Source organism: Blautia sp. ZXY-1-C6, from assembly GCF_056339875.1.
Map to the genome: position 1 here is coordinate 1 of NZ_JBWJVQ010000160.1, position 14755 is coordinate 14755.

Annotated in this window: 11 protein-coding genes; 8 read left to right on the forward strand and 3 right to left on the reverse strand. The window is 39.9% G+C overall.

Features of this window, described 5'->3' with window-relative positions; genetic code table 11:
* Positions 1-311: 311 nt before the first annotated feature.
* On the forward strand, positions 312-635 hold the full coding sequence (locus AC075J_RS07340; protein ID WP_055199893.1) for a type 1 periplasmic-binding domain-containing protein: 324 nt from the start codon (positions 312-314) through the stop codon (positions 633-635).
* 83 nt (positions 636-718) lie between these two features.
* Here AC075J_RS07340 and AC075J_RS07345 read toward each other — a convergent pair whose 3' ends face one another.
* From AC075J_RS07345 to AC075J_RS07355, 3 genes are all read right to left on the reverse strand, one after another.
* Positions 719-1093 (reverse strand): BlaI/MecI/CopY family transcriptional regulator, encoded by a 375-nt coding sequence (locus tag AC075J_RS07345; RefSeq protein ID WP_008707184.1) that lies wholly within the window; start codon positions 1091-1093, stop codon positions 719-721.
* Positions 1094-1441: 348 nt separating this feature from the next.
* On the reverse strand, positions 1442-2083 hold the full coding sequence (locus tag AC075J_RS07350; RefSeq protein WP_025580832.1) for a GNAT family N-acetyltransferase: 642 nt from the start codon (positions 2081-2083) through the stop codon (positions 1442-1444).
* A 64-nt stretch (positions 2084-2147) separates the two neighbouring features.
* The gene (locus AC075J_RS07355) at positions 2148-4196 is read right to left on the reverse strand and encodes a M28 family peptidase (protein ID WP_082433158.1); all 2049 of its coding nucleotides are present in this window, start codon (positions 4194-4196) and stop codon (positions 2148-2150) included.
* Positions 4197-4497: 301 nt separating this feature from the next.
* Between AC075J_RS07355 and AC075J_RS07360 the strand changes: the two genes are divergently transcribed.
* From AC075J_RS07360 to AC075J_RS07390, 7 genes are all read left to right on the forward strand, one after another.
* Positions 4498-6606, forward strand: a complete 2109-nt coding sequence (locus AC075J_RS07360) for an NAD-dependent epimerase/dehydratase family protein (RefSeq protein ID WP_055199892.1) — start codon at positions 4498-4500, stop codon at positions 6604-6606.
* 212 nt (positions 6607-6818) lie between these two features.
* Positions 6819-7496 carry a hypothetical protein gene (locus AC075J_RS07365; protein ID WP_226839771.1) on the forward strand — a complete coding sequence of 226 codons (678 nt, stop codon included), beginning with the start codon at positions 6819-6821 and terminating at the stop codon, positions 7494-7496.
* Positions 7493-9322 (forward strand): DUF2194 domain-containing protein, encoded by a 1830-nt coding sequence (locus AC075J_RS07370; protein ID WP_055199905.1) that lies wholly within the window; start codon positions 7493-7495, stop codon positions 9320-9322. Before AC075J_RS07365 ends, AC075J_RS07370 begins: the two co-directional genes overlap by 4 nt.
* Positions 9319-10770 (forward strand): GT4 family glycosyltransferase PelF, encoded by a 1452-nt coding sequence (pelF, locus tag AC075J_RS07375; RefSeq protein WP_330380916.1) that lies wholly within the window; start codon positions 9319-9321, stop codon positions 10768-10770. Before AC075J_RS07370 ends, pelF begins: the two co-directional genes overlap by 4 nt.
* Positions 10751-12220, forward strand: coding sequence for an exopolysaccharide Pel transporter PelG (gene pelG, locus AC075J_RS07380; protein ID WP_055199891.1), 1470 nt, complete (start codon positions 10751-10753; stop codon positions 12218-12220). Before pelF ends, pelG begins: the two co-directional genes overlap by 20 nt.
* Complete coding sequence (locus AC075J_RS07385; protein ID WP_242859371.1) at positions 12207-14000, forward strand: CotH kinase family protein; 1794 nt, start codon at positions 12207-12209, stop codon at positions 13998-14000. The genes pelG and AC075J_RS07385 overlap by 14 nt, the downstream gene beginning before the upstream one ends.
* The gene (locus AC075J_RS07390) at positions 13987-14739 is read left to right on the forward strand and encodes a polyphosphate polymerase domain-containing protein (protein ID WP_055199889.1); all 753 of its coding nucleotides are present in this window, start codon (positions 13987-13989) and stop codon (positions 14737-14739) included. The genes AC075J_RS07385 and AC075J_RS07390 overlap by 14 nt, the downstream gene beginning before the upstream one ends.
* Positions 14740-14755 lie beyond the last annotated feature (16 nt).

Below are 14755 nucleotides of genomic sequence, written 5' to 3' on the forward strand. Positions count from 1 at the left end.
ATGAGAAACCAGCTAACAGTTAGCTGGTTTTTTTGTGTAAAAATGAATATACGGGTATACTTACCATAAGTATCTGATAAAAATAAGGATAGCCATTCTTTGGATGAATAATCTGTAGAGTGGCTTTTATGCTGTATATATAAACATATAATAAAATTGCGGGAGCTGCAAAGTGTGGAGTAATTCGTGGGTATCAAGTTAGGGGAAAAATACCTTTTGATCCGAACATTATGTAATAGGAAGTAATATGGAAAAATCACAATAGAAAAAATATAACCTGAAAAAATCATTGGCAAGAGGAATCCAGCGGTGTGGCGATCAATCTGGAAATCCTGGATGCATCACAGAGTCAGCTGACGCAGAATGAACAGGTGAAAAACATGATCGATAAAGGATGTGATGTGGTGTGTGTCAATCTGGTCGACCGTACAGATGAGGGGATTGAGGCTGTAAAGAATGAGGAAATGCTTGGAACGGTTTATAATGATAAAGAGGGGCAGGCGCGTGAAATGCTGAATCTTGCATTTGTAATCGCAACGGATGGAGATAAGAGTGATATTCCGTTGATCGACGGAAAATATGTGCGCACGCCATATCATAAGCTTACGTTGGAAAATATAGAAGAGTCTGAGTAATTTCTCTGATCCGGTATTTATAGTAATTCTGTAAATAAAAAAGGCTGTTGTTAATGACAGCCTTTTTTATTGAGCATTTCTGATTAAAGTGTCTGTATATAAGATAATAATTCAGCTTTCTCAGCTGCGCTTAATTTATTTCCTGCTGTAAATGCAGCGATGAAATCTTTGATGGCTCCGTTGTAAGAATCCTTTACAATCTCCTGGGCATAATTTTCATAGAATTTCTTTGAGGTGACAGATGGAATATAGATAGCTCTTTTTCCGCTCTTGTCAATATTCAAAAAGCCCTTCTGTGCCAGACGGGAAAGAAATGTGTTTACTGTCTGTTTCTTCCATGCTTTCTTTTCTTCCTCATTAAAGTGAACCATAATCTCAGAAAAAGTTGCAGGTGTTTCTCTGGTCCATAAATATTGTAAAATATAAAATTCTGTTGCGCTCATTGCATTTCGTACCATTATTATAAGTCCTCCTTATCAGTGTAGTGATGTGTACTCTGGGGGTTATTAAAATTTTTATTGCCAGGTAAATACTTTTGTTTCTGGTAATCGTGGATGTTCAGCAGTCCGTTGAATGGAAAGTCTCCGAACAGTTAACAGTAATTAAGAATAGTAGCGGAAAAGTACACATGGTACCATAAACAAACAGATGTGGAAAAGTTTTATCCGACATCTGTATGCTATTTTAATATAAAAGTATAAATATTACTAGACGTAGAAATAGACAAAAATGTAAGTGAAAAATAGGTTAATTTATCAATTACGGAGCTTTTATGTTAATAATTGCGAGAGCAGTGCAGGGACAGATTATACAGTAGCCTCTCTGATCATGCAATATTGTTTCAGATCAAAGTGAGGTTTTTCCACTATCCCATATGTTTTAAATCCGAAGTGTTCATAAATAGGAACGTTATTGGGATTATGGGTTTCCAGAGAAATCAGCATCTTGTGTTTCTGGGCGTAATTTATCACTTCATCCATCAGAAGTTCTGCCAGCCCATGATGCTGGTGTCCGGGGTCTACCGCAAGGTAGATCACATGGAGACGTTCTGTCTGGTGAAGCTGATCAGTCCAGCTTGAGTTCAGGTAGTCTTTGCCCTGAATGAAATTCCAGAAGGTTTTCAGGCTTGGATCTTCTTTGATCAGCCATCCGTCAGTGGTAAGTGCAGCTCTGGCCTCTGTGAGACAGTAGTGCAGAAAATTGTAAGGTTCGCTTTCGTCAGAAACAACCAGGATACTGTTCAGTTCGCTGCTGTCAGAATAAATTTCGCATGTCTGAAAGAACTCCGTCAGATCGCAGGAAAAGAGCTCCGGCAGAAGTCTTTCTCTGGTGTCATCATCAGGAATCAGGGTATGATACAGCGGATCCTGTGCGAAACAGACCGTTAACAGTTTCTGTAATCGTGGTAAATCTTCTTCCTGTACTCTGTACAAATTATCACTTTCCATGGTATGTAGTAATCTCCTTATTTATTGCCGGGAACATTGCTGTTCCCGGGAGTGGTAATGTTTTTTAAAAAGACAGTAGATTATTATAGATGTTATCCAACATCGCAGACAGCTTATTAACGGAGGTGTTTAAGTAGCGGATATCGTCCTTATAATAAGCCTTCTGTCTGCGCAGGGCAGCTTCCAGACGACGGATCTCACTGTCGAGTTCCGGTGTTTCTTCTTCCATGCGCTGCTTCAGTTTCTGCACGATCCCGTAGAGATTTTCGTGATGCATGATACGTCCGGCACCCCACATCAGGCGGTCTTTTGGCTGGTGAAGAATGTATTCGGTGAAGTGATAGTAAACTTCTTCATCGAAGAGAAATGCGTACATATTATTGTCTACTCGATAGAGAGCCTTCAATGCATCTGTAATATTTCCCTCGGATAAAGCCCGGCTGGCTTTTTCCAGCTGTCGGATATTTTTGGAGGCAGCTTCCTGTGGGAAAATTACTTCATCTTGCCAGTTGAGACGTACCAGATAGTCTTGCGCCTTGCGGAAAGTTTTCAGCAGCTCCAGTCCGGCATATTCCCATTTGTGGCGGAAAGCAATGCGGGCGTCGGAGTCTGAAAGTGTGGCATATTCCGTATTAATCTGGCATATTTTGTCATAAATATTTTCGGCAGAAGCGGTAATTGTCTGCAGGTTTCTGAGCAGAACATTCTGCTCAGGATCAGCAAATGAGAGTGCATTTTCGTGGATACTTTCTGCGACCGCGTTCATGGTATTGCTGAAATTCATCGGTGGCAGGACAAGTCTGTCAATGGCCATGATCAGTTTCAGATAGCATTCATGATGAAACTGATAGACAGCTTCCTGGTAAACATCCTGATTATCATATTGGGAATGATAATAATTCTGCATGAAGGGCCCGGCGCTGAAATCATTGACTGTGGATGGGATACCTGCGATTGCCATGGAGAAATCATCAGACCATGTCTCGATGGGAGAGAGAACCGTGATCCCGTCAGGATATGCTTCCTTCGGGACAGTCAGGCTGTCTGTAAACTGTCTGATGAAATCTGCATATTCATAGGTACAGCGGATGGCATCCTGTCTATTGTGTGCGTGTGCAGGAAGTTCAAAGTTCAGGTCTGCGATCACTTTACCCTGCCAGTCAGGATGTACACGGAATACCTGATTGTAGGCTCCTGTAGACCAGTCGTATTTGGAATCAATGATTCCCCATTCCTCGGCAGCCATTGCGCAGAAAACGAGAGTGTGGGCAGGCTTATAGCCGCCCTTTACAAGTGAACGGGCAATGCCGAGCATCATGGCGACTGCCGCATTATCATCCTGGAATCCATCGAAATAGGAATCATAGTGTGCAGACAGCAGGATCATAGAGTCTGTCTCAGTACCCTGTATTTTACCTGTGATATTGCCTGCTGTTGTGTCCGGAATGACTCTGGAACGGGCATCCAGTGATACTTTTAATGAGGATCTGCGTAATAAAGCAGCATCCTGTTCCAGAGTGTTATGGGTATCTTCTGAATCAGTGGTGTTGTCTTCGCAGGTGGAAATTTTATTTCGGAGAGAACGCTTCAGGATACGTGCATCCGCCTGAGACAGAGAGAATGCAGGTGCGAAATCAGGACCTGCGATATCCTGTGCATTCAGCGCAGACTCTGCGATTTCTCCGTAGCCGTTTGCCTGAACTGCGATCAGGGCAGCAGCGCCGCGCAGATAAGCCTGATAAACAGGGAAGCTGATCCACCATTCGTCTCGCTGGTTGATCTCAACCATAACCAGCTTTCCTTTTACGTTTATGCCTTCATAATCTGCGGCAGTTCCTTTTCCCAGATAAACGAGTTCGTAATCTTCAAATCCGTCTGTCTCGAAATTTGTCTGATATCCGCCCATCTGAAAGGTGTGTTCCTGCCCGTCATCATCTGTAAATTTCAGGACTGCCTTCTCGAATTCCCATCCGTCCAGTGAGAATGTATCTCTGGTTACATCGGTAAGTCCGATAGCTTTCATTTCCCTGTATAACATATCTCCTGTAGCTGTTTCAGCAGCGGAACCTGCAGTACGATAGCCCAGAACAGGGTTTGTTTTCTCTTTTTCCATGCGTCTGGCAAGCTGGTAGGACCAGTCTGTGTCAATGCAGGAAATACAGGAATCTTCAATGTTCAATGTAATCGCCTCTTTCCTGACAGTTTGTATAATATGATCAGATATGATCAGTGCCGGAAATGTCAGGGTACTGATCTGTCTGTGGTTTATGATTTTATACTGGAAATATTTTAGCATAGAACAGCAGCAGGAACAAGACAACAGTTGTTGAGAAAAAAGCTATTTTCTGTAAAGATGCTGATATTGAAAAGAAAAAATAACTTTGTTATACTTCACTTTATTGAGGTGAATAAATATGGAAGTATTGTTGGCAGGAAATACAGGATATGTAACAGAAACTTTTATAGAAGAATCATTTCCTGAATGTGATGTAGTTGTACTGGGAAATGAGATGCTGAAATCAAATCGAAAAAAGAATATATTATCTCGTCCGTTCATAAAAGATGAGAAAGAACTGAAAGAGATTTTCGAAACATATGAGTTTGAAAGAATTGTTTATTTTTCAAATTATCTGACCATGCATGGAAGGATGACCGGAGAACTGGAACAACTGAGACAGATACTTCAGTTATGCAAAAAGAATAAGGAAATAAGAATGTTGTATCTGACCGGGCAGGAGAGCATTTATAATATTACAAGTGGAAAAACACTTCTGGTATCCGCAGCAGAAAATGTAGTTATGGAATATGGAAATATGTATCAGATAAACACCAAGATTCTGAGAATTCCTCATTTATATTCAGCGGTATACACACAGGACTTTTTTTATAAGCTGTTTACAGAGGCAGAAGAAAGCGGAAAAATTGTTTTTGAGGAATCACCGGAACAAAATATTTATTTTCTATGTATGGATGATCTGGCAGAACTGCTTTATAAAGTATATGACAATTGGGGAAAAGAACGCTGTCTGAATGTTCCGGATTGTTTCAGGCAGAGTTTCAGTGATCTGGAAAAAGAAATCAGAAAGACAATTCCCGGTAAACTGGATATAAGATATCAGAACAGCGGTCAGATTTATAAGGTACAGCCGGATGATCAGATTATAAGACATGAATATGGGTGGTTTCCAAAGATATCTGTTTTTGAAGATATTCCCGGGATGTATCAGGAGTATAAAAAATTATCAGATTCAGATTCCGGACATTTTGCAAATATCAGGAATTGGATATCGAAAAATACTTTGCTGGTCCACATTCTGGAATTAATCTCAGGATTTATTTTATTTGAATTTCTAAACAAATATACAGGAACTTATGCTCAGTTTAAAATGATTGACCTGAGACTTGTATTTATTGTATTCATGGGAAGTCTTTATGGAATTAATTATGGAATATCAGCAGCTGCGTTGGAAACTTGTTCTTTGATTGCAGCATACAGGCAGGAGAATGTAAACATATATACTTTGTTTTATGAGGCTTCCAACTGGATTCCATTTATTTTTTATTTTGCAGCAGGTGCTGTCTGTGGTTATATAAGGCTGAAGAATAAAGAGGATATAGAATTTGTAACAAAAGAAAACAGACTGATTAAGGAAAAATTTTTCTTTATGCAGGAAATGTATCAGGAGACGCTTCAGGATAAAAGACAATATAAGAAGCAGATTCTCGGAAGCAGGGACAGCTTTGGAAAAATTTTTGATATAACAAGAAAGCTGGATGTGATACAGCCTCAGAAACTGTTTATGGAAACCATAAGGGTAATGGAAGATGTTCTGGAAAATCATACAATTGTACTTTATTCACTTGATTCATGGAAACGTTTTGGAAGGATGGAAATGTCATCACCTGAAATTCGCAGAAAAATGCCGAATTCTATAAGGATTGAAGAGTATCAGAATGCGATAGAAACGCTGGAAAAGGGTGAGGTCTGGAGAAACAGGGAACTGCTTGCCGGATATCCGGCATATATTGCAGGGATAAAGAGAAATGAAGAACTTGTAATGCTGGTATTTATCCAGGATGCAGCCAGTAATCAGATGACATTGTATTATCTGAATCTTATCAAAATTTTATGCGGTCTGGTAGAAGTCTCTCTGCTGCGTGCACTGGAATATCAGGAAGCAGTCAGAGACAGGGAATATCTGGAAGGAACTCATATATTAAAAACAGAGTATTTTATGGAAAGGCTGAAGTTATTTCATTCCATAAAAGAACAGAAAATAGGATCATATGCTCTGCTGCAGATTGAAAATCCGGAAATGACACTGGAGGAAACAGACAGGATATTAAAAAATAAAATCCGAGAGAATGACATACTGGGAATATCGGAGGATGGACAACTCTATCTGATACTGTCACAGGTGGATGATGCCATGTTACCGATAGTAATTGAAAGGCTCGAAAAGAACGGACTTCATTGCAGAGTGATTGACACCCGTAACGAAAGCAGGGTAGCTGAAGAATGATACAGAATATAACAGGGGTTGTTTTTATTATATTCCATATTATCTGTTGTGTTTTAGTATGGACAGGAATAAACTCCCATTTACTGAAGGTGAAGAGGTATCTCATATTACCTGTGATCTTTGTACCGGTATGGGGTATGATCTGTGTATTGCTTCTGCATTTCCAGATATTTTTTCACCAGGATAAAAAGCGTGAAATCGGAATAGAAAAAATGAAGATCAATGAAGAAATTTACAGAAGCATTATAGCACCGAAAGAAGAAAGTGACAGAAATATTGTGCCACTGGAGGAAGTGCTTCTTATTGATGAGGCCGCTATGAGGCGTGATCTGATTATGAATGTATTGAATGATGATCCGGAGAATTACATCGATATGCTTAAACAGGCAAGGATGAATGACGATGTAGAGGTTGTGCATTATGCGATCACAGGAATGGTAGAGCTGTCTAAGGAATATGAAAGCAGACTGCAGAAGATAGAATACAGATATGCAAAAGAACCGGAAAATCAACAGCTTATTTCAGAGTACTGTGATTTTCTTCAGGAGTATTTATCTCAGGGACTTCTGGAAGGACAGATGGAACTGGTGCAAAGAAATCAATATATAAAACTTCTGAAGAAAAAACTGAAATTTAAAGAAGATCTTCATACATATGTATGTCTGACTGAGAATCAAATGCAGATGAAGGAGTATGAACAGGTTCTTAAAAGTCTGGAAAGAATGGATAAGAAGTGGCACAGAAATGAAGAATATTGGATACTCAGGATCAGATATTACGTGGAACTGAAACAGGGAAAAGAATTAAAGGAAACATTAGAGCAGATTCAGCAGGAACATATTTACCTGTCGGCGAAAGGAAAGGAGGCATTGGCTTTTTGGCAGGAATGATAAAATATTTACAGTCTTTTCGATTTAAGGGTCTGACTGTTATTCTGGGAGTTTTTCTGGCAATCAGTGTGGTGCTTTGGACAGAGCGTTCAGGAATTCAGTATCAGGCAGAGATCAAGAAGAATGCATATCTGGACAGGGATACGGTTGTAACTGAAACACAGGCAGTCAAAAATATTGAGAGCAGTTGTCTGGTGCTGATGGACAGCAGTCAGGCAGACAGTGTGGTGGCATGGGAAGAGTTTGAAAGAATTTTTATGGATATGAAAACAGGAGTAGATCTGGCAGATATCAGACAGAGTGAGATTCCTGATTTCTCAGGCTATGAAACAATAGTGGTGCTGATGTCGGATCTGAACCCATTGAAGGATGTAGTTATAAAGATTGGAAACTGGGTAGAAAAAGGAGGACGTGTTCTTTTTGCGTTAACACTTCAGAAGGATACATATGTTTCGCTCATTGAGCAGAAATTGGGAATTACAGACTCTGATTATGGAAATGTTCTGGTAGATAAAATCTATATTGATGATGATTTCATGATTGGAGGGGGAAGATCTTTCCAGATTCCGGATGCATATGATTCAGCATGGGAAGTAAGTGTTGGAGAAACGGCGAAGGTTTATGCATGGACAGATGATGAAAAGAAGGTTCCGCTTATCTGGGAAAACAGTTATGGAAAAGGTAAATTTGTAGTTGATAATTTTGGATTATGTGAAAAAGCCACAAGAGGATTTTTTGCGGCATCCTATAGTCTGCTGACAGATGTGATGGTTTACCCGGTGCTTAATGGATCTGTATTCTATCTGGATGATTTTCCATCTCCTGTGCCGAGTGGAGACGGAACATATATCAAACGTGATTATGGTCTCAGCATCAAAGAGTTTTATACAAATATCTGGTGGCCGGATATGCTGGAGCTGGCAGAGGAACACGGTGTGAAATATACAGGCGTTATTATTGACAATTATGAGGATGATGTGTCCGGAGATGTTGTGGAACAGGAAGATGTACAGAGATTTCAGTATTTTGGGAATATGCTGCTTCATCAGGGAGGAGAACTGGGATATCATGGATATAATCATCAGCCATTGAGCCTGTCAAATGTGGATTATGCAAATATCCTTCCATATAAAACATGGGAAAGCTATGATGCAATGAAAAAAGCCATGACAGAGCTGATACGGTTTGGAAAAGAGATGTTTCCGGGGACAGAATTGTCTGTTTATGTACCGCCGTCTAATGTGCTGTCAGATGAAGGGCGGGAAATGATCGTAAAAGAATTTCCGGAGATACGTACAATTGCAAGTAATTATTTTGTCGGAGATATGGCATATACACAGGAGTTTGAGGCTGCAGAAGATGGAATTGTGGAACAGCCCCGTATTATTTCAGGTGCTGTGATTGATGATTATATGGAACTTGCGGCTGTATCTGAACTGAATATGCATTTTGTCAATACACATTTTATGCATCCGGATGATCTGCTGGACGAAGACAGAGGTGCCAGACTGGGATGGGAGAAACTGAAAAAACGGCTGGATGAATATATGGACTGGCTGTATACTTCAGCTCCATGTCTGAGAAATCTTACTGCTTCCGAACTATCAGGCGCAATACAGCGGTATGGGGCACTGGTGATCGATAAGGATATATCAGATCAGGAACTTAATCTTAAATTAGATAATTTTTATGATGAAGCTTATATTATGATAAGAATGAATGAAGGGACTCCGGGTAATATAGAAGGTGGAGAACTGACGCATATTACCGGAAATCTCTATCTGCTTCGGGCAAAAGAGAAATCAGTGAAAATAGAAATAAGGTGAGAAAATTGAGAATCTGTCTGGTTTTAGAAGGCTGTTATCCGTATGTGCATGGTGGAGTTTCGACATGGATGCATCAGTATATCACTGTTATGAAAGAGCATGAGTTTGTACTGTGGGTGATAGGAGCACATGCATGTGACCGTGGAAAATTTGTCTATGAACTGCCGGATAATGTGGTGGAAGTCCATGAGGTATTTCTGGATGATGCATTAAAACTGAAGGAACATGGAAATCAAAAAGGACAGCTGCACAGAATCAATCGTTTTTCGGAAGAAGAAACAAAGAGTCTAAGAGAATTGATGGAATGCAGTCATCCTGACTGGGAAGTATTGTTTCATTTATATCACGACCGGAAAATGAATCCGATGTCATTTCTGAAAAGTGAGCAGTTTTTAAATATATTAACAGAGAGCTGTCTGGAAAAATATCCGTATATTGCATTTGCGGATGCGTTTCATACAATGCGTTCCATGCTGCTTCCGGTTTTATATCTTCTGGGTTCAGAGGTTCCTCTGGCAGATACCTATCATGCCATTTCAACAGGATATGGGGGACTTCTTGCCTGCCTTGGAGGATATGTTTACAGGAGACCGGTATTACTTACAGAGCATGGGATATACACAAGAGAAAGAGAGGAAGAGATCATCAGGGCAAAATGGGTAATCCCATCATTTAAAAAACAGTGGATTTCTTTCTTTTATATGTTATCAGAAGCAATTTATAAAAGGGCTTTTCGGGTAACCAGTTTATTTACGAATGCGATGCTTACGCAAATACAGATTGGCTGTGATGCAGAGAAATGCAGAGTAATTGAAAATGGTATTAATTATGACAGGTTGTCACAGATTCCTCTGAAAGAGGAAGATGGATGGGTAGACATAGGTGCGGTAGTCCGTCTCGCACCCATTAAAGATATAAAGACTATGATATATGCATTTTATGAACTCTCATCCAGAATGGAGAATGTGAGACTTCATATTCTGGGAGGGGTAGATGACGAGGAATATGCAGATGAGTGTTATGCACTGGTGAAACAGCTGGATATCAAAAATCTTGTTTTTACAGGAAGGGTAGATATTGTACAGTATATGAGAAAACTGGATTTTACGATCCTTACCAGTATATCAGAAGGACAGCCATTATCCGTGCTGGAGTCATTTGCAGCCAGACGCCCATGTGTAACCACTGATGTAGGATGTTGCCGGGAACTTCTGAATGGGAAAGAAGGAGATGATTTTGGATGTGCCGGTTATTGCGTTCCGCCTATGTACAGGGATGGACTTGCTGCCGCTATGGAAAAAATGTGTGAATCCAGGAGAAGACGGATCAGAATGGGAAAAAGCGGACAGGCAAGAACTAAGGCATATTACAGGCATGAGCGCATGATCAGTGAATACAGAAAACTTTACAGGGAGGTGGAGGAAGCATATGGCAGGGATTGGATTTGAACTCAAAAAACTGTTCAGCAGAAGAGGGCTGTTTGCTTCTTTCCGCGCCTATGGATATGCAGGGATTATCTGTACCGGTCCCATGTTGCTTGGTATCGTACTTCTGCTGGGGGTTATGTTTTTGTGTGACAGGACAGGCGCTCCGAAACAGAGCAGAGAATTACTGGTCTGCATGATCACATATACACTTCTTGCATCATTGACGGTAACCAGTTTCTTGTCAATGGTAGTAACAAGATTTATTGCAGATATGCTTTATGAAGAAAAAAATGAGGCAGTTCTGTCATCTTTCTGGGGTTCGACAGGCTTAATGCTCATTGCAGGAGGAATTTTATATGGGATTTTTCTGATATTTTCCGGAGTTGGGCTTATAGATAAGTTTTTATGTTTTGAGTTGTTTGGAGAACTGATCGTTACATGGAATGCGATGAGTTATCTTACTGCAATTAAAGATTACAGAGGAATTATGTTATCCTTTCTTGCTGCGATCGCTGTTACTTTTCTTTCGGGAGCTTTATTGTTGTTTCTGGGAATTTCCCATGTGGAAGCATTGATGGCTGCGGTATGCATTGGATATGGGATCATGCTTTTATGGGATGTTGTTTTACTGTATGAGTATTTTCCACAAAGTGATATCAGTGCATTCTTATTTTTAAGGTGGGCAGATGAGTTTCTGCCGCTGGCATTTACAGGACTCTGCATTAATATCGGGCTGTTTGCCCACCTTGTGATCATGTGGGCCGGACCGCTGGGGAAACAGGTAAAAGGGCTTTTTTATGGGGCACCGTCACATGACGTACCGGCATTGATCGCATTTCTGACAATTCTGATCACCACTGTAAATTTTGTGGTTTCTGTAGAAGTTAATTTTTATCCGAAATACAGGAATTATTACAGTTTATTCAATGATGGGGGAACCATTAAGGATATTATGCAGGCCGGTACAGAAATGCTGGATGTACTGAACAGAGAATTGAAGTATACCGCTTTGAAGCAGTTACTGACTACTGCGCTGGCGATTTCAATGGGTGAGAGTCTTTTGAAGTACCTTCCTTTGGGATTTAATGATCTGATGTATGGATATTTCCGGACACTTTGTGTTGGTTACGGCATTTATGCAGTTGCAAATACGATGCTTCTGCTTCTTTTATATTTTACAGATTACAGGGGAGCATTGGCTGCTTCTGTAATTTTTGCCGTGGGAACTTCTGTGTTTACTGTGATTTCTCTGTTTTGTCCGCAGGTATATTATGGCTTTGGGTTTCTTGCAGGATGTGTACTGTTTTATTTTATAGTTATGATCCGTCTGGAACGTTATACCAGACGTCTGCCATATTATATTCTCAGCATACAGCCGGTGGTAGCAGAAGACAAATCGGGGGTATTTACCAGAATCGGATGTTTTATGGATGAGAAACTGGAAAGGAGAACGAACGTTGACAGGAATTAAAAAAATAAATCTGATAAGTGCAGTATTAGTCAGTCTTTCTCTTTGTGGAGGCTGCACTCTGGAAAAAGCGGGAAACTCTTCGCAGGATCAGACAGTACAGGAAGATAACGAAACAGAACAGGTAAAGGCAGAAAAAGCAGAGAAAGAAGAAATCAATGAGATTCATTTAAGAGATAAGGATTCTTTGTATGAAAATGATGATGATACCAGTGTTGTTACCATGTATCTTACTGTATCTAAGGGAAATTCATCCGAAAATACATATCATACATGGAAGGAAATCAACAGCTATTCTGTTTATGACTACGAAGATATGGGAGTGGAGAGATATCAGGTGGCAGGACTTTTGCAGGTGGGAGATGAGAATGGACCGACACAAGGGGAAGTCGGATATGGAGAAAGCGTGCCTAATGCAACTGTTCAGATCAGAGGCCAGACATCCAGCCAGAATGCACAAAAAAATTATAAAATTGAGTTAAAAAAGAATAAAGGAACGTGGAGAGGCCAGAGAACCATTAACCTGAATAAACATATGACAGAAGGAATGCGCTTTCGAAATAAGCTGGCATATGATCTGATCAGGGGAATTCCTCAGATGGTTGGTTTACGTACACAGTTTGTGCATTTGTATGTAAAGGATAATACAGAAGAATCAGGTGTAAAATTTGAGGATTATGGAATTTATACACAGGTTGAACAACTGAATAAGACGGCATTAAAGAGTCATGGACTGGATTCAAACGGACAATTGTATAAGATTAATTCTTTTGAATTTTATCGCTACGAGGATATTATAAAAAAAGAAGATGATGCAGGATATGATAAGACAGCCTTTGAAAAAATGCTGGAAATAAAAGGGGATTCAGATCATACCAAATTGATTGATATGCTGACAGATCTGAATGATTATTCTATAGGGATTGAAGATGTACTGAAAGAACATTTTGATGAAGAAAATATTGTTTACTGGATGGCATTTCAGATTCTGATGGGAAACGTAGACACACAGAACAGAAATGTTTATTTATACAGTCCTCTGAATTCAGATATCTGGTACTTTATTGCCTGGGATAACGATGGCTGTCTGATGAGACCGGAATATGAATTAAGGAATTTTTCGGATCAGAACAGCTGGGAAAAGGGAATCAGCAATTACTGGGGAAATATTCTGTTTCAAAGGTGTCTGAAGTCACGGTCTTTCCGGGAAAAATTAAATGATGCCATTCTGGATCTGAGGGAATATCTGAACAAAGATATGCTCACATCAAAGATAGAGAGCTATAAGAATGTACTGAAGCCCTATTTATATTTGATGCCTGATGCAGAGTATGAACCGCTTACATCTGAACAATACGATCAGATTGCAGCATCACTTCCTGATGAGATAGAAAAGAACTATCAGTTATATCTGGAAAGTCTGGAAACACCAATGCCATTTTATATAGGTGTTCCGTCAATAGACGGTGATAAGCTGAAATTTAACTGGGATGTATCTTATGATCTGGACGCAGAGGACATTACGTATTCTGTGGAGGTTGCGCGAGATTATCTGTTTCAGGATGTGATCTATCAGAACACAACCCTGACTGTTCCGGAATCGGAGATGGAACTTCCGAATGCAGGACAGTATTTTGTGAGAGTAAGAGCAACAAATACATCTGGAAAAACGCAGGATGCATTTGATTATTATGTAACAGACGAAGGAAAGCATTATGGTATGAAGTGCTTTTACATAACAGAAGATAGTACGGTAGAGGAAGACAATTATGAAGAAGGCTGACAGGAAGAAAGAACATTTTCGTAATGAATGGAAATATCTTATCAGTACCAGTGAGAAAGAAGTCCTGAATCTTCGGATGAAGCCACTTATGAAACTGGATCCTCATGCAGAAAATGGAGGATATCTGATACGGAGCCTGTATTTTGATGATTACTGGAACAGTGCATATGAAGAAAAGGAAAGCGGCGTTCTTATGAGGAAGAAATACAGGATACGAATTTATAATTATAGTGCTGAAAGTATCAAGCTGGAGAGAAAAAAGAAGTTCGGCAGTTATATTTATAAAGAAGATGCTCCGCTGACAAAAGATGAGGTGCAAAAAATTCTTTCCGGCGAGTATGAATTTCTTCTGAAAAGTCCGTATAATCTTTGCAGGGAATTTTACACAGAATGTATGAGTAATATGATGCGGCCGAGAACAATCGTAGATTATGAGAGAGAACCATGGATCATGGATGAGGGAACAGTCAGGATCACATTTGATACAGATGTCAGAGCTGCTGTTGGAAGCTATGATATTTTCGACAGTACGCTTCCGGCTTTATCTGTACTGGAACCGGGAAAACTGATCATGGAAGTGAAATTTACGGAGCTGCTGCCTCAGATTCTGAGAAATCTTCTGCCGCCGCAGGCAGAAGAATTTACAGCAGTTTCCAAATATGTACTGTGTTATGAAAAAACGCGGTACATGAATGGATTTGAGTATTGGTATGATACACAGGGGAGGATGATAAGATGAGTGTACAGGATATGAT